At 44.5% G+C, this 21,540-nt stretch carries 13 protein-coding genes; 12 read left to right on the top strand and 1 reads right to left on the bottom strand.

Annotation, left to right across the window (positions count from 1 at the left end; genetic code table 11):
• Positions 1–185 precede the first annotated feature (185 nt).
• The 12 genes from gvpA to RMZ95_RS20785 all read left to right on the top strand — a co-directional run bounded on the left by gvpA (position 186) and on the right by RMZ95_RS20785 (position 19,148).
• Positions 186–407: a gas vesicle structural protein GvpA gene (gene gvpA, locus RMZ95_RS20840; RefSeq protein WP_163931998.1), complete on the top strand. Its 222-nt coding sequence runs from the start codon at positions 186–188 to the stop codon at positions 405–407.
• A gap of 75 nt (positions 408–482) precedes the next feature.
• The gene (locus tag RMZ95_RS20835; RefSeq protein ID WP_322673880.1) at positions 483–1,178 is read left to right on the top strand and encodes a gas vesicle protein GvpC; all 696 of its coding nucleotides are present in this window, start codon (positions 483–485) and stop codon (positions 1,176–1,178) included.
• A gap of 432 nt (positions 1,179–1,610) precedes the next feature.
• Positions 1,611–3,020 carry a response regulator gene (locus RMZ95_RS20830; RefSeq protein WP_322673879.1) on the top strand — a complete coding sequence of 470 codons (1,410 nt, stop codon included), beginning with the start codon at positions 1,611–1,613 and terminating at the stop codon, positions 3,018–3,020.
• Positions 3,021–3,139: 119 nt separating this feature from the next.
• Complete coding sequence (locus tag RMZ95_RS20825) at positions 3,140–3,502, top strand: response regulator transcription factor (protein WP_322651336.1); 363 nt, start codon at positions 3,140–3,142, stop codon at positions 3,500–3,502.
• Positions 3,503–3,516: 14 nt separating this feature from the next.
• Positions 3,517–4,050: a chemotaxis protein CheW gene (locus RMZ95_RS20820; RefSeq protein ID WP_322673878.1), complete on the top strand. Its 534-nt coding sequence runs from the start codon at positions 3,517–3,519 to the stop codon at positions 4,048–4,050.
• A 79-nt stretch (positions 4,051–4,129) separates the two neighbouring features.
• On the top strand, positions 4,130–9,367 hold the full coding sequence (locus RMZ95_RS20815) for a GAF domain-containing protein (protein ID WP_409883321.1): 5,238 nt from the start codon (positions 4,130–4,132) through the stop codon (positions 9,365–9,367).
• A 16-nt stretch (positions 9,368–9,383) separates the two neighbouring features.
• Positions 9,384–12,545, top strand: a complete 3,162-nt coding sequence (locus tag RMZ95_RS20810; protein WP_322683460.1) for a response regulator — start codon at positions 9,384–9,386, stop codon at positions 12,543–12,545.
• Positions 12,546–12,881: 336 nt separating this feature from the next.
• Positions 12,882–13,907, top strand: coding sequence for a chemotaxis protein CheW (locus RMZ95_RS20805; protein WP_322673875.1), 1,026 nt, complete (start codon positions 12,882–12,884; stop codon positions 13,905–13,907).
• A 29-nt stretch (positions 13,908–13,936) separates the two neighbouring features.
• On the top strand, positions 13,937–15,166 hold the full coding sequence (locus RMZ95_RS20800; RefSeq protein WP_322683304.1) for a GAF domain-containing protein: 1,230 nt from the start codon (positions 13,937–13,939) through the stop codon (positions 15,164–15,166).
• 38 nt (positions 15,167–15,204) lie between these two features.
• Positions 15,205–17,433, top strand: coding sequence for a chemotaxis protein CheW (locus tag RMZ95_RS20795; protein ID WP_322683303.1), 2,229 nt, complete (start codon positions 15,205–15,207; stop codon positions 17,431–17,433).
• Positions 17,434–17,630: 197 nt separating this feature from the next.
• Complete coding sequence (locus RMZ95_RS20790; RefSeq protein WP_322683302.1) at positions 17,631–18,350, top strand: rhomboid family intramembrane serine protease; 720 nt, start codon at positions 17,631–17,633, stop codon at positions 18,348–18,350.
• Between the two features lie 126 nt (positions 18,351–18,476).
• Positions 18,477–19,148 carry a rhomboid family intramembrane serine protease gene (locus RMZ95_RS20785; RefSeq protein WP_322673904.1) on the top strand — a complete coding sequence of 224 codons (672 nt, stop codon included), beginning with the start codon at positions 18,477–18,479 and terminating at the stop codon, positions 19,146–19,148.
• A 137-nt stretch (positions 19,149–19,285) separates the two neighbouring features.
• Here the strand turns inward: RMZ95_RS20785 and RMZ95_RS20780 are convergent, their stop codons facing one another.
• Positions 19,286–21,460, bottom strand: coding sequence for a polysaccharide biosynthesis tyrosine autokinase (locus tag RMZ95_RS20780; protein WP_322683301.1), 2,175 nt, complete (start codon positions 21,458–21,460; stop codon positions 19,286–19,288).
• Between the last annotated feature and the right edge of the window lie 80 nt (positions 21,461–21,540).

Raw genomic sequence — 21,540 nt, 5'->3', positions numbered from 1 at the left:
TATTTCTTTAATTTTTTTCTAAAAAAATATTGTTAACTTTTTAATATTTTTTTATTTTATTATATTTATCTCATATTTTTGGGAACACTAAACTCAGGAAGAATAAAACACATTGTGTAATTTTTACCTACTGCTCAATCAGAGCAAGATGAAACCAATAATCAGAGTTGTGAGAGTAAAAGAAAATGGCTGTTGAAAAAGTTAACTCATCTTCTAGTCTAGCTGAAGTTATTGACCGGATTTTGGACAAAGGAATTGTAGTTGATGCTTGGGTACGTGTTTCTTTAGTTGGTATTGAACTGCTATCAATCGAAGCTCGGATTGTAATTGCTTCAGTTGAAACTTACTTAAGATATGCTGAGGCAGTTGGTTTAACATCTCAGGCTGCTGTTCCATCTGCTGCTTAATAGCACATTATAAAAAGGGAGTCTTCATGGCTCCCATTTAATGTTTCTAGTTAACAAAATAGGAGAATTCAGCTGATGGCTCTCAAAAATTTGTGGGAACAAGAGCGATCGCAGCGATTGCAAATAACTGCTGAACGCCGTCAACAAGTTAACCAGTGGAAACAGCTAACTCAACAAGAATTGCAGTTGGAAGCAGATTTACTTCATCAAGAATTGAGCAGTTCTGTTACTAGTCTTCACCACAACAGAAAGTTACAACAGCAGCAATTTCAGCAAGAGATTGTAGAACGGCAATTAGAAATATTGCAAATAAAAACAGATGTCTGCCAACGCCAGCAAGAATACCGCCAACAGCGGACAGCAAAGGCTCAGACATTATTTCAAGATTTGCAAAATTTCCGAGCAATTTTACATAAAAGTGTTTGGGGCGACCGCACTCATGAACAAGTAGTTGCCCCGCCTTCTGCTAAAACAGAAAAATTAGTGGCAACGGTTCCAAAATGGTCAATCTCTCGTTCTGGAATTAAAGCCACTGGTTTTCGTCCTTCCGTCAATACCATGACTAGAAAAGTGCCTGAATCGAATGCAGATACTAAATCTAAAGTGCAGCAATATATTCAGCAAGCCCAAGGAGCTACTTTAATAGAAATTGAAGAAGTGATTGGCTTAACCAGGGTGCAAACGATAGATATCCTGCGCTCCTTGATCAAGCAAGGAGTACTAGAACAACGCGATCGCCAATACTTTATTCGGCAACAAGCAATTTCTTAACAAATTTGATTCCAGCTCATTTTTTGTAATTGCAGACTAGCGGCTCTTGCGATCGCTTGTGTCTTTTGCCTTCAGGAGGCATAGCACGCAATCGATAAACATTAAAGCTGGTATATGCTTTGTAGTATTCAAAATTTCCATCTTTTTTTAAGGTCTGTATTGACAAGCAATTGTCTCAGTATATGTAACGTTGCAAAACTAATATAGATAACTTATTTCTAATTAAAAAAAGAGCTTAAATCTTTGTTCGAGCTTCCAGCTTTGAACTTTCAAAATGTCCGGATTGGAAAGGGATATAACAAGCTGGGGTAGCTCGATCGAGGTTTTGAACTGTGCTATTGGCGATCGCAAAATGAGGTTAGTAAGCTGGATTGTTTGATAAATTCTAATCTAAATGCAAAACTCAAGATATACAAGGAGGTGCGATCCATTGTGAATCAATTGATCGAGCAACTTCAAACTAAATTATTCACAGGTAGGCTGAATCTTGAAGCCAGGGACGGGCCGACTTGGACGCTATATTTTCGTTTAGGACGATTAATTTGGCAGGCTGGCGGTTCTAATGCCGATGAGCGATGGCGACGGCACTTGTCGCAATACTGTCCTAATCTGGATGTGGCAAAGTTGGAGGGGCTTGTCTCTCCCCAGGAAAGTTATCGCGAGTATTGCATTCTTAGTAAATTGCGAGAACAAAAATTAATCGAACAACAACAACTTGTTAGCCTGATTACAAGCTTAATAGCTGAAGTCCTGTTTGATATAATCCAGTACGTTGAAGCCAAAAGAAATGGCAACAATCCAGCAGGGCAGTTGTCACCTACTACCGTTGTTGGTGCAGTTCCTGGGTTTCTCCTAGCTGTACTACCAACTGAGGAAGTATTAAAACAGGCTACACAAGTCTGGCAAGAATGGCGAGATGCAGGATTGGCAAGTTACTCGCCTAATTTATATCCTGTTATTCAACAACTTGAACTACTCCAAGGACAAGCATCCTCTAAACAGATTATTTCTCTAGTTGATGGCACAAAAACTTTACGAGGTTTAGGGCAAAAAAGCGGTCGGGATGCCTTAGTTTTGTCTCGGTTCTTGATGCCATTGGTAAAAACAGGGGCGATCGCTTTTTCACCCACCCCAAGCCCCAGGAAGGTTGGGATTAGTCAAGAAACTGGCAAGCCCTCCAGTGCAGTTAATAATCCTAATTCTTCATTGAAGACAGAAGAGAACACTGTTATACAAGTTGCTCCCCCAGCGACTAGCAAACAAATTGTCACGCCGTCGAGTGCAGTTAATAATCCCAATTCTTCACTGAAGACAGAAGAGAACACTGTTATACAAGTTGCACCCCCCGCGACTAGCAAACAAATTGTCACTCCGTCGAGTGCAGTTAATCATTCCAATTCTTCACTGAAGACAGAAGAGAACACTGTTATACAAGTTGCTCCCCCAGCAGCTAGCAAAGCAATTATTGATGTCTCCAGACCTTTAGTAGCCTGTGTGGATGATAGTCCGACAATCTGTCGCAGTTTGGAGGAAATTCTTACCCATCAAAATTATCGCTTTATTGGCATTCAAGACTCTTTGACGGCAGTTTTAAAGCTAATTAAAAGCAAGCCCGACTTCATTTTTTTGGATCTTTTGATGCCAAAAGTGAATGGTTATGAAATTTGTTCTCAAATCCGTAAAACTCCAAGTCTTAAAGATGTGCCGGTTGTCATCTTAACGGGGAAAGATGGAATAGTAGATCGGATGCGAGCAAAATTAGTAGGGGCAACTGACTTTTTGGGTAAACCCGTAGAAGCAGACAAAGTACTCAATGTGCTTCACAAGTATTTAAACGTTTAGATTGAAGCGACAATCATGCCAGTAGCTCCTCTACACCCATTTTCAAAACAGATTTTGGATGTTAATTCATTTGTCGCAATCATTTTTCAAAATCTGAATTAAATAGCTAGGAAATAAAAATGAAAAAAGTTCTTTTAGTTGAAGATAGCCTCACAGAATCCGAAAAGATGACACGTTACCTGGAGCAAGGAGGATATTCAGTTTATGAAGTTCGCAGTGGTGAAGAGGCTCAACTGCGCTTGAAACAACAAAAACCTGACTTGATTCTACTGGATTTGATTTTGCCAGGCCAAAGTGGATTTGAGTTCTGCCGCAAGTTGAAAGCCGATCCGACAACAAAAGCAATCCCGGTAGTGATTTGCTCAACTAAAAACACAGATGTTGATAGAACTTGGGGCAATATGAGTGGTGCTGATGGCTATTTAGTCAAACCTGTAGATGAAAATACCTTGCTCCAGACTGTTAATAAATTTATTCGCTAAAGGAAACTGGGGCAATGGTACAGGGCAATGATAGCTTTAGAGCGCTACCTATTAATAGCCAATTTCGACTTGAAAACTCTCCCCAAGGAAACAACCAGAGGTTTTTAAGATTTCCGTTGAATGGAAAGGTGAATGGTTTACTCCCACTAGCTGATTTGCGGGGAGTAATTCAGGTTGCACTCACCGAGATTTTGCCAGTACCCCAGGTAGCAGAATTCTTGTTAGGCATCATGAATTGGCGGGGAGAAGCTATCTGGATTCTTGATTTAGCAAGTTTGTTGGGAGCAACACACTGGTGTCGGCGAGAAAGTGTGCGTAGCTCTGGCATGGCGATGCTCGTTCAAGTCCAGAATCAAACCGTCGGGCTGTTGGTGGAGCAAGTCAATAGCATTGAAGTTTATGACCCCCAAGAGCGGTTAGCGGTTTCGGCATCGATGTTACCTGCCCGACTAGGCTCGTTCTTGCAGGGTTACTTTGTGGATTCTCAAGGTAGCCCTTTGATGTTAATTGACACCCATGTTGTGATTCAAGCCCTTCAGTCTCTTTAAAGTTCAGAGCTTCCTGCCTTCTGTCTCCTACCCTCTGCCTGATTAACTTACTTTAACAACCTTCATAGCAAGAAAGATTATGGTAATGCATACACCTAGCCAACCACACTCAAATTCCGGCAACGGTTATAAGGACACCGATAACGGGCATACCGTCGATCTAAGAGCAAAACAGCAAATCTCTTCTACTCTAGAAGAATTGCGAACTGAACTGGATCAAGCTGATTGGGTGGAAACAGGGCCATTGCGAGACAGAATCCGCAAATTAAAAGAATTGGTAAGTGTTTTGCCATATCAAGACGGAGGAGATGGATTCGAGGTAGAGCAATTACAGGCGATCGCCAGCAGAATCCGTCAATTTTCCGATCTAGATACCTTGCTTGCTACTGCTGTCATGGAGGTACAAAGCGCACTGCAAGCCGATCGCGTGGTGGTGTATGAGTTTACGAATCCGACACTGGGGATAGTTGCTGCGGAGGCGATGAGGGATGGCTTTACCCCAATGCTGAAGGAAAAACTGCCCGCCGTCACTTTTGGGTTAGGTTCTGCCAAGGTTTATCAACAAGAAAAATTAGTCGCGATCGCCGATACCTACACTGCAAGCTTGTCCCCTTACCAAAAGCAGCTTATGGAGCGGTTTCAGGTCAGAGCTTGTTTGAGCTTGCCAATCTTAACAAAAGATGGGGTTTGGGGCTTGTTGGTAGTGCAGCAATGCACTGCTCCTCGCCAGTGGCAGAATGCTGAAATTAGGTCGCTAAAATTGCTCGCGCAGGAATTAGAAGCGCAACTGCAAGTTGCCGTGATTCAGGCTACGTTGCAACAAGAAGTGGAAAAAGACCAAATCCTGACTGGTGTAGCGAATAAAATTCTCCAGTCCAAAGATGTGGATACCATCTTTCGCATTGCCACCCAAGAAGTACGACAGTCACTAAAATGCGATCGCGTAGCAATATATCGTTTCAATCCTGACTGGACTGGGGAATTTATTGCTGAATCTGTGGGATCTGAGTGGGTTTCTCTGTTAGAAGAACAGCGAAATAATCCAGCAATTGCCAAGAACGTTAACTATTGTAGTGTTAGGAACCTTGCAGAGGAAGGGGGATTAGCTGGGACAACAGGGCGATCGCACAGTGCAGATAGCTACATTCAGCACACCCAAGGCAAAAATTTCCATCGCGGACAGATATATCGAGTCACTAATGATATCTACAGCGGTGGTTTTTCTGACTGCTATATCAAAATTTTAGAAACCTATCAAGCCAAAGCATACATTATTGTCGCCATCTTTCAGGGAGAACAGTTGTGGGGCTTGCTGGCTGCTTATCAAAATTCTCAGCCTCGTCAGTGGAAAGATAGTGAAGTTCGACTAATGGTGCAGGTTGCATCTCTATCTAGTATTGCGATTCAACAGGTGCAATATCAGCAACAACTTTATCACCGCTCTGAGGAGTCAGCCAAACTTGTTGAACGAGAACGTACTGTTTTCGGCATCATTGAAAAGATTGGGCAAGCAACGGATCTTCGCACCCTTTTCCGCACTACAACCCAAGAGTTGCGGCGATTTTTAAAATGCGATCGCGTTGTCGTTTATCAATTTTATCCAGACTGGAGTGGAGAAGTTATCGCTGAATCTGTGGCTGCTGGTTGGTCGTCCCTGTTGGATATTCAGGAACAAGAAAGCATTTTAAAAACAGGCATGGTATCTTCAGAGCGTTGCCATGTTAAGGATTATGGCTCCCCTGTTAAACCTGATGCCGATACCTATCTTAAGGAAACACAGGGTGGAACTTACGCCAAAGAAAAGCGCTTCCGCAAAGTCAACGATATTTATGCTGCTGGTTTTTCACCTTGCTATTTAGAAGCATTAGAGAAGTTCCAAGCCAAAGCGTATATCATTGTTCCCATTTTCCGCGCTGGTAATCTCTGGGGTTTGTTAGCAGGCTATCAAAATTCTGATGTCCGCAAATGGACTGATGAAGAGACCGGTGCTTTGTTGCAGATCGGCGAATCGTTGAGCATTGCTCTCCAGCAAGCTGAATATATCGAACAGCTACGGTTAAAAAATCTAGAAATGACCCAAGTAGCTGAAGTAGAAAATGCGATCGCCCGAATGACGGATAGAATGCTTCATTCCCACCACCCAGAAACAATTTACCGCACTACCTTGGCAGAATTGCGGCAGTTGTTCAAATGCGATCGCCTAGCAATATATCGCTTCAACTCTGACTGGAGTGGTGAATTTATTGCTGAATCTGTAGGAACTGACTGGGTGCCTCTGGTTGGCCCCGATATCAAAACCGTATGTGAAGACGAACACCTACAGCAAACCCAAGGCGGGCGCTATCGCAACAATGAAACTTTTGCCGTCAATGACATCTATACTGTTGGTCATGCCCAGTGCCACATCGACCTGTTAGAGCAGTTCCAGGCTAAAGCCTACACCATCGCCCCCATTTTTGCTGGAAACAAACTTTGGGGTTTGTTAGGAGCATATCAAAATAGCGGCCCGCGCCAGTGGAATTCCGAGGAGGTGCGATTGCTGACCAAACTGGGCATTCAGTTGGGGTTAAGCGTGCAGCAAGCCGAGTACATCGGAGAACTGAAAACGAAGAATGCAGAGTTGGCACGGGCAGCAGAAGAGGAACAGGTGCTGACAGGGATGGTGGAAAAAATTCGCCAAGCTCAAGAAGCAGATACAATTTTCCTGAATGTGCTGCCAAGTTTACGCAAACAACTACAGTGCGATCGCCTAGCAGTATTCCGCTTTCATCCCGACTGGAGTGTGGAATTTATTGCCGAATCCGTAAAAGATCAATGGCTGTCTTTGGCTAGTTCCGACATCAAAACGATGTGGATGGACGAGCACTTACAAGAAACTCAGGGCGGACGCTATCGCAATCATGAAACCTTTGTTGTCAATGATATCTACGCTGTCGGTCACGTTCAGTGCTACCTAGAGATATTAGAAAAAATCCAGGCTAAGGCTTACACAATCGCTCCGATCTTTATTGAAAACAAACTCTGGGGCTTTTTAGGAGCATACCAAAATACTGGCCCTCGGCAGTGGAAATCCAAGGATGTGCAACTGTTGCGAAAAGTAGCAGTGCAAATGGGTATAGGCTTGCAACAGGTTAAGTATATCGAACAGCTCAAGAAGAAGAATGCAGAGTTAGCCAGAACCGCAGAAGGGGAACGAGCGCTAACACGGCTGTCAGAAAAAATCCGCCAAGTTCAAGAGCTAGATACGATTTTCCGCAACGCCTTACCAGAATTGCGATCGCATTTGGAATGCGATCGTCTTGCAGTGTATCGCTTCAATCCAGATTGGGGTGGAGAATTTATTGCCGAATCTGTAAGTCGGGAATGGGTGGCTTTGGTTGGCCCCGATATCAGGACTGTCTGGGAAGACGAACACCTCCAACAAACCCAAGGTGGACGCTATCGCCACAACGAGACGTTTGTTATCAATGACATTTACACTTCTGGCCATGCCCAGTGCCACATAAAAATTCTCGAGCAATTCCAGATAAGAGCTTATATCATCACCCCGATTATTGCCGGCAACAAGCTCTGGGGTTTGTTAGGAGCATATCAGAATGACGGGCCGCGGCAATGGCAAGATAATGAAATCAACTTGGTAGCGAAAATCGGCACGCAGTTTGGGGTAGCCGTTCAGCAATCGCAATACTTACAGCAAACCTTAAACAAGAACGAGGAACTGATCAAACTGGCAGAACGGGAAGTAGCAAACGCCCGATTTTCCTATCGCTTGCCTAGTCGGTTAACAGAGATGGCTCAAAGTCATAGTGATGTTCTGGAATTTGTCCAGTTTGCCACCCACGAACTTCGTCAGCTACTAAAAGTAGATCGAGTTGGAGTTTACCGTTTTGAGCCTGATTGGTCTGGAGAATTTGTAGTTGAGTCTGTGACTGGGGATTGGCCTAAGTTGGTGGGAACTAGCCTTGCCAGAGTTAGAGATACCTATCTCCAGTACAACAAAGGCGGGCGTTATGCCCGTAAAGAAAGTTTGCGGGTTGACAATATATATACTGTCGGTCATGACGAATGCCACATCCAATTATTAGAGATGTGGGGAACTAAAGCCTACATGATTTCTCCGATTTTTCAAGAAAATCGGCTCTGGGGGTTGATGGGAGTTTATCAAAATAGCGCACCGCGCCAGTGGGAGCAATCAGAGGAGGATGTTCTCAACCAAGCCAGCGTCCAGATTGGTATTGCCCTCAATCTTGCAGATTACCTAACGCAGGTGCGTATTCAAGAGCAGCAACTAGCAGAAGCAGCAGAGCGCGATCGCACCGCACGGGAAAAACTGCAACAAGGAGCAATACGCGTTCTCATGGCTTTGGAACCATCCTTCAGAGGCGATCTCACAGTTCGCGCTCCCCTATCTGAAGATGAAATTGGAACGATCGCTGATGGTTACAACACGACGATCCAAAGTTTGCGAGATTTAGTCCGACAAGTGCAGATTGCTGCTGGCAGAGTGAGTGAAACTTCCAGCAATAACACTATCTCAGTAGTTAAACTATCTGACCAAGCTCAACAGCAAGCAGAACGCCTCGAAAATGCTCTAGAACAATTACAAATGATGGTAACTTCCACCCAGGTAGTTGCTACTGATGCCCAAAGAGTAGGACAGGCTGTTCAAAGAGCTAATAACACCGTCCAAGCTGGCGATTCCCTGATGGAAAGAACCGTAGATGGCATTTTGGAGATTCGGGAAACCGTCTCCGAAACAGCGAAGAAGATTAAACGCCTAGGTGAAGCTTCTCAGAAAATCTCGAAAGTAGTGAGTTTGATTGAAAATTTTGCCACTCAAACTAATTTGCTGGCACTCAATGCGGCGATCGAGGCTACCCGTGCCGGAGAGTATGGCAAAGGCTTTGCGGTGGTTGCAGATGAAGTTCGTTCCCTGGCTTATCAGTCAGCTAGTGCCACCACAGAAATTGAGCGACTCGTCCAAGAAATTCAAAGTGGAACCAACGAAGTTACCCAAGCAATGGAAGTAGGGATTACCCAAGTTGTCCAAGGCTCGAAATTGATCGATGAGACTCGTCATTCCCTGAGTGCGATCGTCGCAGCTACCAACGAAATTGGTGGACTAGTACAAGGAATTAACCAAGCAGTTTCCACTCAAAGTCAGCAATCTCAGATGTTGACAGAAGCGATGATGGATGTTTCGGCGATCGCCCGCAAGACTTCACAAAGTGCAATGCACATTTCTGAGTCTTTTGAGGAACTACGGATGACTTCACAACAACTGGAAACCAGCGTTAGCCAGTTCAAAGTTGATTAATCTCGCAAAATGTGTTATGAACCCCGATCCCAGTAATCAAGAGCAGGCTTTTCTTGCGGAAGCGGCAGAGTTATTGCAAACCATTGAGCAGAATCTGATCGGTCTACTTGATGAAAAAACAATAGAAAAAGTTCATGCCTTGATGCGAAGCGCCCATACTATCAAAGGGAGTGCTGCCAGTGTTGGGCAAGAAACTATTCAGACAATTGCCCATCATTTGGAAGATGTATTCCAAGCGTTATATGCTCCAGAACTGGAAATCGATCCAGAATTGGGTGCTTTGCTTCTAGATGCTTATGAGTGCCTGCGAACTCCATTAAGTGCAGCCTTGATGGGCTTATCCTGCAATGAGACAGAAATACTCGATCGAACTGCTTCCATCTTCGCCCAACTCCAACATAAACTAGGCGACTTTTTTGGTCGTGAGGCTCCGCTTCCCAGTTCGGAAGAACTTGGCTTTGATGTGGTAGAGTCAATCTTTTCCGGGAGCGTACTCCAGGATTTGCAACAGCTGGAAACTGACATCCAAAGCCAAGATCCGCAACAAATTCAAACAACACTCAACTCCCAAGCAGAATTTTTTGTCGAATTAGCAGCATCTTATGGCTTATCTGGATTGGAAGAAATTGCCCAGGCGACCCTAAACGCGCTCAAAGCGTATCCAGACAAAGTACTGCAAATTGCTCAGGTGGCTTTAGAAAATTTTAAAGCAGCTCAAGCAGCAGTACTCGCAGGCGATCGCACTCAAGGGGGAGAAATATCTCCACAATTGCGAGAATGGGCAGGGTTAACTATTCCTGTCCCAGAACCGCAAGGGCAGCCAGTTTTCATCGCTGCTCAACCAACACAAACGACTACAACTGAGAATCAGCCATCTCCTCTCCTCAGTGCGAACGAAGCGGAATCAATTTGGTCGTTTTTCCCGAAGCGGACTGATAACTCCGTACCGAAAGCGCCAGAGGTACTAGAACCAATTTCTCAGGATTCGGTAGTAGTCCCCTCTGCCATAGATCGGATTTTACAGTCAATCTGGATCGGAGATCCACAGACATCCTGCCGATATTCAGACTCAGATCGGCCAGCCTCTCCACCACCAGCACCAAGCCTCCAAGCTCAGTCATCGGCATCACTTCCCAGTATCCGAGTCGCAATAGAACAGCTCGATCGCCTCAGCCACACGATTGGGGAATTACTAATCAACGAAAACCAACAAAACCTACAATCTAACCACATCCACAAAGCAGCTCAAGATACTCTAGTACAGTTTTTGTACTGCCAACAACAACTTAGTAAAGTTTCTACTTGGTCGGATCGACATCTGCTGCTTCCCGAACGCAAGCAGCGACATATACATGCATCTCTAGGCTCAGTTCTCCCTGCTTCTCCAACTGCCGAAGCACAATCTAAATTTGATACCTTAGAAATGGATACCTATAGCGAGTTGCACATTCTCCTGCAAAATCTGACAGAAGATATGGTGCAATTAGGAGAACGGATTGAGGCTTTTAATACCTTAGTTCAGCAATCTCGCTTCAGTCTTGGAAAGCGCAAGCAACTGCTTTCAGGAGCGCAGGAAGATTTGCTGCAAGCCAGAATGGTTCCACTGGGAACAGTGTTGAATCGATTACCCCGCCTCCTGCAACAGATGGTAGCAACTTATCATAAGCCTGTTGAACTCAAGCTTGGCGGTACGAAGGTACTGGTGGATAAAGCCATTTCTGAGCAGTTGTACGATCCTTTGCTGCACATGATTCGTAATGCCTTCGATCACGGCATTGAACCGATAGAAACCCGCCGTCAGCAGGGTAAACCAGAAACCGGAACAATTACAATTCAAGCTTATCATCAAGGCAACCGCACTACTATTGAGGTAGGGGATGATGGTCGAGGCTTAAACTGGGAATCCATTCGTCAGCGAGGTATAGAAAAACACCTGCTGACTCCCGAACAAGCCGCCTACGCCTCCGAAGACCAACTAGCAGAGTTATTATTTGAACCAGGCTTTTCTACCGCTAACCAGATTGGTGAGTTATCTGGGCGTGGTATCGGCTTAGATGTCGTTCGCACTCAATTGCAAGCTTTACAAGGTTCGATTGTAGTGCGATCGCTTTCAGGGCAGGGAACCACCTTTATCCTGCAATTGCCTCTGAGCTTGACAACGGCACGCTTGCTCGTGTGTCAATCTCAAGGTATTACTTATGCCTTGCTGTCTGAAGGAATTAGCCAGGTTTTATTACCGCAGCCAGACCAGATTCAAGTGCAGCAATCTTTACACGGGCAAGGCAGCCAAAAATTCTGGCAGTGGGGAGAAGGGCAAAATCAGCAACTAGTTCCCATCCGCCCGCTTGCCAATTTGCTGGATTACAAATATCCTTTATCCACCCAAGACCACAATTTAACCCTCAGTCCTTTTCCAGTCAAACAACGCAACACCGTAGAACCTCTGCTACTGTTGCAAACAGAGCAGCAATATCTGTGTTTGCAAGTCGATCAGATTTTAGTCGAGCAGGAATTAGTAATTAAATCCCTCGGCAGAGTCCTGACTTTACCTAGTTACATCCAAGGCTACAGCGTGTTGGGAAATGGTAGCCTCACCTTAACCGTTGACCCGTTGGAGTTAGTTCGTCAAACCTGGGAGACAGATATAATGCCAACTTCCCCGACATCAATTGCAACTAAACTATTACCCGCGCCTGAGCCTGTTCTGGCTCTAGAGGGTCAACAATCCCAGCTAACGATAACGCAACCGCAGCAACAGCCTATTGAAGTCAATACAGCCGTTGCTCAACCTAACCAACTGACGGTGTTAGTAGTGGAAGATTCAGTTGTACAAAGGCAAAGTTTGGTGCAGACGCTCCAGAAAGCCGATTATCAAGTGTTGCAAGCAGGTGATGGTCGAGAGGCGATCGCGCAAGTGCTGCAACACGGTGATGTCGATCTAGTGATTTGTGACATTGAAATGCCGCGGATGAATGGATTTGAGTTTTTAGAACACCATCGCCAAGACGAGCGTTTATCAGGGATTCCTGTAGTGATGCTGACTACCCGTAGCGGACAAAAGCACCGCCAATTAGCTTTAGCTCTAGGGGCGAAAGCTTACTTGACCAAACCCTATTCCGAACAGAACTTCTTGGCCGCGATCGCCGAACTGGTTCATATCCGAATGGCACGCTTGTAAAGCTGAAAGCTCGTCTGGGCAGGGTGTTGGGGGTAGGGTGTTGGGTGTAGGGAAAAATCAAGAAAAGTAAATATGAGTGGGGATACAAATAAATTTCTGACTTACTACACCCACTCAGCCACACCCCACACCCAAAAGCCTTATATATAATGGGTTTGCCGTTATCAAGCGTGCCATTCGGTTCATATCCCTTAGCAAGAAAGGCAGAAGATAGAGAGCAGTATTCCTCCTACCCCCTGCCCCCTGCCTCCTTCACCCCCTGCAAGCAGCTATCGCCATCTACCGAGTTAACCCCTGCCCCCTGCCCCCTGCCTCCTTCACCCCCAACCACTTGCTATGCTTAACACTCCCTTTCCGTTTAAGCGATTATCAGGCGCTGTGACCGAAAACGACTCATTACGAGTCGTTGTTTTTACGATCGCAGACTATTTATTTGCCCTGCCAGTTGGTGCAGTTCTCAAGGTGATTGCTTGTCCTCCTATTAGCAGTACGGTTGAAAGTGGGATCGGGATGGTCGATTTGGGAGCGCAAACTATTACGATTGTGGACTTGCGCCAGAAGTTAATTCCGCAAGTACAAGACCAACAGGCGCATCAAGTTCTCTCTGCGGTTGACACTTCAGGGCGCTTTTTACTTCTGACTCAAACGCGGACTGGGGAAATTTGTGGCATTCCTGTGGACAAGCCCCCTGCCTTAATCGATATTCCTTTGGAAGTTGTGCGTCCTGTGCCTTGGTCTTATCGGCAAGTGGCAGAGTTAAGCTGTGTGAGCCACATGGCTGTTTTATCTGTAACACCAAACGAGGAACCACTTAAAGTACTTCTTCTAGGCATGAACCAGATATTGGCTGATAAGTTGGGGTTGCCGGGAACAACCCAGCTATTGGCTCCTGGGCTGACATCAGGCGAACAACGGCAAAGATTTCTGCGTTTTTCCTTGGGAAATCAAGGCAGTGGATTGCTACCATTCCACTCATTACAGGACATTATTCATCTCGCTAGCCAAGAAATTTCCCCAGCTCCGGCCTTACCAAGTTGGATTTTAGGTTTCTATAATTGGCAAGGACAGATGCTGCGGCTGGTTGACTTGGAACATTTGCTTGGTTATGCGCCGCTTTTAAAGCGGCACTCACGACCAGAAAAGCCAATGGTTCTGGTTATCGAGCTACAAAATCAGGTAATCGGATTTTTGGTGGCTCATGTCTACGATGTAGAGTGGCAGGATTTACAGCAAGCACAATCAGCACCAACCGACTTTTCCCCAAACAAACTACTAAATTTTGTTCGAGGTATTCTACCAGGCGATCGCTGGATTTTAGACACCAGAGCGATCGCCCAGACATTGCAATGGCAAACCCACTGATTTAACTTGATGCTGCCAAGGAGTTTTTCGTGACGATCGCAACCTTAGACCCTAATTTTGAAACCCAGCCTGTTGAAAATCAAATCCCGATAGAAGAAATTTTGGCTAATGTGGCTCTAATCAAAGCAGTCTTTCAATCTGCTAAGGGGCCAAAGGTCGCTCAATTGCAGCAGAAGGTAAGTCAAATCGAAGCTTTTATCCAAGCTTTGGCTAAGGATTCGCCCAGTGACAATGATGACAATGTGCAAAGGGCTTTTCAACTCCAGCGAGAACAACTTGTGACCATCGAGCGGCAAATGCAGCTGGCAAAAGGCCAAACTGCACTTTTGGAGGTTACAGTCAGGGCCCTTCAAGATGTTCTCAACGCCGATCGCGTCCTGATTTATCGTTTTGAAGAAGATAATCGCTCTCGAGCGATCGCTGAAGCTACACAAGCGGGTTGGATATCCCTGCTCAACCAATCCCTACCGATAAATTTGTTTGTTACTAAACCCGATGTTAGTGACGCAACTGAATTATTAGAACTAACTGGGCGCCAACAGCAATTTTGGCAACGCTTTCAGGTGCAAGCTAGCCTGTGCTTGCCCTTGATTGTCAAACAACAGCCTTGGGGTTTTTTAGTTATTCATCATTGCCTTGCACCCCGACAATGGCAGGAATCAGAGCGCAGTTTGCTGCAACAAGTAGGAATGATGTTGACAATTAACTTGCACTCGGCTGAAATAGTAGCTCCACCTGCTCAACAGCTTGAATCCCTCGATCTGTCTGAGTTACTAGTGCCATTCCAGCAGGTGAGCCAAACCGTACAAGAAGGAGCAAGAATTGCCGAACTGACCAGTGAGCATTTAATGTCTATTCAAGATACTGTTGCTTTTACAAATAAACAGCTGCAATACCTCGGTGAATTCTGTCAGCAAACTTCTGGCTTTGTTCGCCTTGTGGAAAGCTTGAGTACCAAGATTCAGATTTTGTCTTTGAATACAGCCATCGAAGCAACAAAAGCTAGCGAGCAAGAACGAGGTTTGCTAACTGCTGCCGAACAGGTGGAAATTCTCGCCCATCAAGCCCGCGAAAGCACCCTAAATGTAGAGGAATGGTTCCAGGAACTACAGGTGACAGCAGTAGATGTTGCTTCTGCTATCGAACCGTGCAACGGACAAATCAGTGCGGGGCTGGAATCAATCGCGCAAATCCAAGAGCAATTTAGAGCGATCGCTGACATCGCTGCTTGTACCCTCAAATCAATGCCGAAACCATAGAATTGTCACAAACCCCATAGAAACTGAGAGTTACGTTCATGAGTACCGATTTTGTCCCCCAACCGCAGAACGACGATCGCTTTCTAGAAGAAGCGATCGATTTGTTACTGTTCTTGGAGCAGGAGTTGCCTAACTATACAAAAGACAGTAACCCCGGTACAGCTTTGGCTCTCATGGAAGCTGCTGGCTCTCTGCATTCGATTGCTATAGCAGCCGAACTAGATACCATTGCGATAGTTGCGGCTGCACTAGAAGAGATTTTTCAGCTTTTGCATCAGTATCGGGCAACTATTGACGCTCCAATCGCCTCCCTGTTATCGGAAGGATTAGATTGCCTACAGATGCTGCTGATGGCATTTTTAACAGCCTCAAAAATTGAGGAAGTAGAAATTCTGGAGCGGATGTCTGCCATTGTTGCGCGTCTGCAAGCAGAATTTGGCGATTCCCAGGATACACACCTTGAGACATCGCTAGAGCAACCGCAGGAACATCAACCAGTTATTCAGTTTAACGATTCCTTGGCCGAGCTAGAAGCTTCTATATCTCTACCAGAGCAAGTTATAGTTAAAGACAAGGAAAGTCTTGACAGGAAACTAGTAAGTGAAACTAACCTCCAGGTTAGTAGCTTTAGTCACCTAGATGCTGAACGGCTTTCCGCCAATGTAGAGGAACTAGTAAACCTGGAGGAAGGAGATTTTCATGCTTGGTTGGGGGATTTTTCCCTGCCTACTGAAACTTCTGTTGCATCCCTAGTTAAATCTTTGAGCGATCGCCATCCACTCTCTTTACAAGAATCGATTTCTACCATTCTTGCAACAAGTATTCCAGCCGCTATACCCATCAATATTAAGCATCTCGAACAACTAAACGCGCTAGTTGCAACATTATTAACTACATATAATCAGCAAGCCTGTCAAGAAGAACAACAGCAACATACGATCGGGCGGTTGCTCCGACAAGTTAAACGATTACAACACCTGCTCGATAACCTACAGGAATGGTCAGGACGTTTAGCAGCAATTTCAGATACCCTTTCTCCTCTAGCTGCTTCTCGCTCTCAGCAATTATACAGTACTCTGCAATCTGTCTTGGCCCAAGCGTCTCAGGTGGCATCAACTGTTGATTCGCTCAATAACAATCATCATCAACTCAAACAAGAACTCATACAGCAGGAAAAGTTACTTAAGCATTCTTCCAATTTAGTCAAAACAGTTACAACTATTCCTTTAAAAGTAGCCTTAGAACCGTTGCATCGGCTTTGGTCTCAGTTACAAGCTTTACAAGATAAGTCTGCTAGACTACATTTACAAATTAGCGATATCCAAGTCGATCGCGCGTTTAGCGATCGCCTCCGTGTCCTTCTGTTGCATATAAGTTGCTATTTACTAGAGCAAAGCATTGAGTCTGGTCAAACGCGCCAACACCTTGGTAAAAATAGCAACGGGATCATCGAAATTCAAGTTTATCAGCAAGGAAATCAACTGATTATTGATGGCTGTGATGATGGTGCAGGACTTAACTTATCTCAAATTTATCAACCTGCTTTAGCCCAAGGGTTCGCCCTGACAAAACCAGGGGATATGTTACAAGTGACTGAACTGGTACTTGAGCCAGAGGTTTCATCTGTTTTGTGCGATCGTGCTGCCTTAGAGTTAGGAGTAGAATTAACTGAAGTTTGCAAGCAATTAACAGCTATTCAGGGAAGAATAGTATTGAAGTCTAAAGCTGGACATGGTACAGCCTTCTCGCTCCAAATTCCCCTCGATCGCAAAATTGCTCAACTTATCGTCTGTCAAGCTAACTCCAGAGTCTATGCATTTATTGCCGATTCTGTAGAGCAGATTTGTCTATCCCAGTCCGAACAAATTATCCAAACTCAAGCGGGACGGATGTTATTATTGCAGTCTTCTGGCACCAGTGGCTTGCTTGGTTATGCTGAGGAGGATCTAACAACAGAAATGCTCGTCCCTATCTACTTATTGACTGATGTGCTGACTTGTCCTAACCACCTTCCCACCTCAGTTACTACTTACAGCACAGATACACTAAATGCTTTCAAACAGGATAAGCCGTTATTAGTATTTCGTTACTTAGACAAACGATGTGCTTTAGAAGTAGATTGCATCATCGGCAAGCAATCCTCTGCAATCCATCCTCTGGGGGAAGCAACCCCGGTTGCTGCTTATATCCAAGGAACTAGCATTCTTGCCAATGGGCAACTTAGCCTGGTTTTGGATGGTCAGCTTCTCACAAAATCTCTAGCTTGAACTCAATACCTGCCGGAAAAACTAAGTTACGACGATACTATTCTCAAATACTTTTGCAGTCTGGAAGACCCTAGAATTGAGGTAAGTCCTACAGTAAATCTCAAATATTAAACTGATATCTATCCACGAGGCAGAAGAAACTACTTACAAAATTCCGTATTGTAGAATTGCTGTCTTAAAATCAGGAAAAAACGCTCGTGGTTCCCATTAGAGATAATAATCCGACAAAAATCACCCCTTATGTAACTTATGGGTTGATTGCTGTCAATGTCCTCGCTTTTCTTTATGAAGCAAATCTTCCCCCACAAGCATTAAATGGATTTTTACGCCTTGCGGCTGTAGTTCCACGAGAACTGAGTTTAAGTTTTGCAGGTATCTCTGTACATCAACCAGTTCCAGAATGGGCAACTTTGATTACTTCCCAATTTCTGCACGGTGGTTTCTTGCACTTAGCTGGGAATATGTTGTTTCTCTGGATTTTTGGCAACAATGTTGAAGATAAGTTAGGTCATGCCAAATATTTACTGTTTTATTTATCTTGCGGTGTTTTGGCATCTTTGACCCAGTGGTTCTTCGCTCAAGATTCTAGCATTCCTTCTTTGGGTGCAAGTGGTGCGATCGCAGGTGTTATGGGTGCATACATTCTCCGCTTTCCGAACGCCGAAGTCCTTGGCGTTGTACCTTTAGGGTTTTTCTTCCCAACTTTCCGTGTCCCCGCATATTTCTTTTTAGGATTCTGGTTTCTCGAACAAGCCTTTTACGGACTTACCAGCCTGGAAGCACGTACTAACATCGGTATGGAAAGTGGCGGTATTGCCTACTGGGCCCATGCAGGCGGGTTTATCTTCGGGGCAATTCTCGGCCCACTGTTGGGTTTATTTAGCGATAAATCTCAGGAAGAATCTTGGTATAAGTAATTTTTCATAGTATCTTTGTTACCCCCAATTATACTGATTAATTTAATAGGTGAAATTGTTTAACCTTCGCAACTGCTAGCCTGACAAGCTATATTGCAGTTAGTCAATAATTTAGGAAAAACACCTGTGTTTCCCCTCTACGATGAAAATCCGACGCGAATCACCCCGTATTTCACTTATGGGTTAATTGGCATGAATGTTTTAGTTTTTATTCACGAGGTGAGCCTGTCACATCCACAATTGAGTCAGTTTTTCAGTGAGTATGCAGTAGTGCCTCAAGAGTTAACCACCAATTTGAATGGAGAGTGGATAACGTTATTTACGTCGCAATTCTTACACGGTGGTTGGTGGCACTTAATCTCAAATATGGTGTTTCTCTGGGTTTTTGGCAATAATATTGAAGATCGATTGGGTCATGCCAAATATCTGATTTTTTATTTGGCGTGTGGTGCTTTAGCTGCCTTGTGCCAATGGTTTATTGGGATGAATTCTGAGATTCCTTCCTTGGGGGCAAGTGGTGCAATTTCTGGGATTTTGGGTGCGTACATTATCCGCTTTCCCCACGCTCAAGTCATGACTTTAATATTTTTGGGGTTTTTCATCACCACAATCAGAGTTCCAGCACTAATCATAATTGGAATTTTTGTTGTGCAAAATGTCATATCCGGTCTTGCTACCCTCCAAACAGCCGCTAATATGACTGTGCAAACTGGTGGAGTTGCATATTGGGCGCACATCGGTGGTTTTGTATTTGGGGTAATTCTTGCTCCCTTATTTGGCTTGTTTCGGCGCGACTAAATACACCATTTCCTGAAACTCTTAGCAAAAAAATTGCTACCTTTCAATGTTCTGCGAGACCCTTCTCTTTCAAAAACGCTAAAGCGAACGCCAACGCGAATGCGATACTCAAGTTAAAATTTCCACATTTGAAACTATTAGTTTTTGTTGGCACTCGCTGAAACTTCTTCTGACTGTTCTACCTCAGATGTAAATGTTGATGATTTTGCAACTTCTTCACGTGCAGAAACAATGATATCAGCACCATTGATAATTGCTCCCAATAACCCCAGTTCAGATTCAACCAATTGATCGATAGCTTCACCTAGCATATTCTCTTGCGTATAGTTTGGTCTCGCCACCAGTACGATCCCATCGCTGTAGGGTTGAATTAACAATGGGTCATTGGATATGCTGAGGGGACTAGTATCTAAAATGACTAAATCAAACCGTTCGCGGACATCTTCTATCAGCCGCCGCATTTCGCTGGATTCAAGAATAGCAGCGGATTGCCGTACTGGGCCAGGGCTGGGAAGAATGTATAAATTTTCTACATCAGGAACTAAACGAATACATTCACTCAAATTAGCGTAATAACGTAGGGGTTCAATAGTGGCTTCAGGGTCAGGAATTACTTTTAAAGATGTACAACGGGAAGGCGATCGCAAATCTGTTTCGATAATTAAGGTTCTTTTACCAGCACGAGCGGAAGCAACACCCAAATTATAAGCACTTGCCGTTTTCCCCTCTAGGCTACTGGTGCTAGTAATCAATACTACCTTTAAGTTTTTACCACCAATCCGGCGCATATTACTACGGAATTTCTCATAAAATTCTAAATAAGGAGAATCTTGGGAAAATACTACCGGTACAGCATCTGGCTCCAAATCATCAACTGGCATTAAAGGCAATTCTCCCAACAGTGCCACTTCTCGTTGCTTGAGGCTCTCGCGGATATCCTCCCTGGTTTTGAAAGTGCCTTCCAGCGCTCCCAACAAAAATATCACCCCGCCACCAATCAATACACCTAAGAAACCACCCACAGCAAGGGTAATAGGCACACTCTTTGGAGGTTTGGGATCGACAGTGACTGCGGGGCGTCTGGCAATACTGAGGCTGCTAGTAGTTTCTGCCTCTGCGGTTTTGGCATCGGTTAGCTTCGCCTGCATTTGGTCATAGATAGCTTTTTTGAGTCCAACCTCCTGTTCTAAACGCGATCGCTCTAATTGCTTATTGGGTATCAGAGCATACTCTCGCCGGAGCCGCGCTTCTAGTTGGATTTCTTGAGCTAGTTGTTGTTGCAATGTCTCCCGTTGGGTTTGTAAAGACACCATTTGGTTTGCCAATTGCTGGCGTGTTGGATCTAAGCTGCTTTGAGTGCGAATACCTGCAACGCTACCCTGAAGCGGAGCCGCCGTTCCACCACCACCTAAAACTTCAGCAGCACGTTGTTGGAGTAATTCCTCAGCAGCTTGTTTCTGACGCATTAACTGCACCATTGTTGGATGTTCCGGCCGCAAATCTTTTCTGAGTAAAGCGATTTGCGATTCACTTTGATAAATTTGCGCTCGTAAGTTCCCAATAATTGGATCGGCACTCAAAGCAGAAGAAACATAAGCTTGTCCGACTGTTAAGCCTAACTTATTTTGTAAACTGCGAACTTGACCATCAACCCCAGAAATAGTTAATTGAATTTGCCGTTGGAGATTTTGGCTGGCAGTAATGGCGCTTAACAAGCTGCCATTCTCTGCGGCTAAGATTGCTGTTCGCTCGACGCGATCGTACTGTTCCAGCTTCTTTTCAGCAATTTGCAATTCCCGTTTAGCTTGTGGTGTGCGATCGTTAATCTTTTGAATAATTGCTTGTAAGCGCCCAGTATTGATGTCACTGCTCAACTTGATCATTGCTTGCATCAATTCTGTCAATACTTGTATGCCTCGTTTGGCGTCACTATCTACATATTTAAGTTCAAAGGTAGAAGATTCTAATTCTCCACTCTTAGCATTTTTTTTAGGTAGAGCAAGAGCAAGACTTGCACCGAGTTGTTTCGGTTTGACACCGACTTTCTCAGCCACACCTGCAATTATCTGGTTTGATAGTAAAACTTCCTCATTTAGTTCCTTCCCTTGCTGTTGGATTTCATTACCAGTTGCAGAGAAAGAAACTGGCGGCCCACTATAAGTAAGTGCCCCAGATGCTATATAGCTAGTAGGTGGCTCTGGTTGCATAGCTACCACAGTTGATCCGGCGACAACTAAACCAAAACTAGCTAGTCCAATCCATTTATATTTATCAAAAGCAATCAGATAGCGTTTAACAATTGGTGGGGTCATGGTCGCTTCGCTCCAATTCAAAATTTAAAATACAAAATTCAAAATTTAGGAAGCACCAAACAAAGATAGTGGCTTTGATA

The sequence above is a fragment of the Nostoc sp. DedQUE07 genome (assembly GCF_034530975.2).
Classification (GTDB): domain Bacteria; phylum Cyanobacteriota; class Cyanobacteriia; order Cyanobacteriales; family Nostocaceae; genus Nostoc.
Note: the sequence above shows the minus strand (reverse complement) of the source record. Positions and strands in the feature narration are given on the sequence as shown.

What these genes read in the sequence shown, in the direction of transcription:
- RMZ95_RS20780 (WP_322683301.1), bottom strand. Translation starts at nt 21,460, where the DNA reads ATGACCCCACCAATTGTTAAACGCTATCTGATTGCTTTTGATAAATAT.
- RMZ95_RS20805 (WP_322673875.1), top strand. Translation starts at nt 12,882, where the DNA reads ATGCTTAACACTCCCTTTCCGTTTAAGCGATTATCAGGCGCTGTGACC.
- gvpA (WP_163931998.1), top strand. Translation starts at nt 186, where the DNA reads ATGGCTGTTGAAAAAGTTAACTCATCTTCTAGTCTAGCTGAAGTTATT.
- RMZ95_RS20825 (WP_322651336.1), top strand. Translation starts at nt 3,140, where the DNA reads ATGAAAAAAGTTCTTTTAGTTGAAGATAGCCTCACAGAATCCGAAAAG.
- RMZ95_RS20795 (WP_322683303.1), top strand. Translation starts at nt 15,205, where the DNA reads ATGAGTACCGATTTTGTCCCCCAACCGCAGAACGACGATCGCTTTCTA.
- RMZ95_RS20835 (WP_322673880.1), top strand. Translation starts at nt 483, where the DNA reads ATGGCTCTCAAAAATTTGTGGGAACAAGAGCGATCGCAGCGATTGCAA.
- RMZ95_RS20810 (WP_322683460.1), top strand. Translation starts at nt 9,384, where the DNA reads ATGAACCCCGATCCCAGTAATCAAGAGCAGGCTTTTCTTGCGGAAGCG.
- RMZ95_RS20820 (WP_322673878.1), top strand. Translation starts at nt 3,517, where the DNA reads ATGGTACAGGGCAATGATAGCTTTAGAGCGCTACCTATTAATAGCCAA.
- RMZ95_RS20815 (WP_409883321.1), top strand. Translation starts at nt 4,130, where the DNA reads ATGGTAATGCATACACCTAGCCAACCACACTCAAATTCCGGCAACGGT.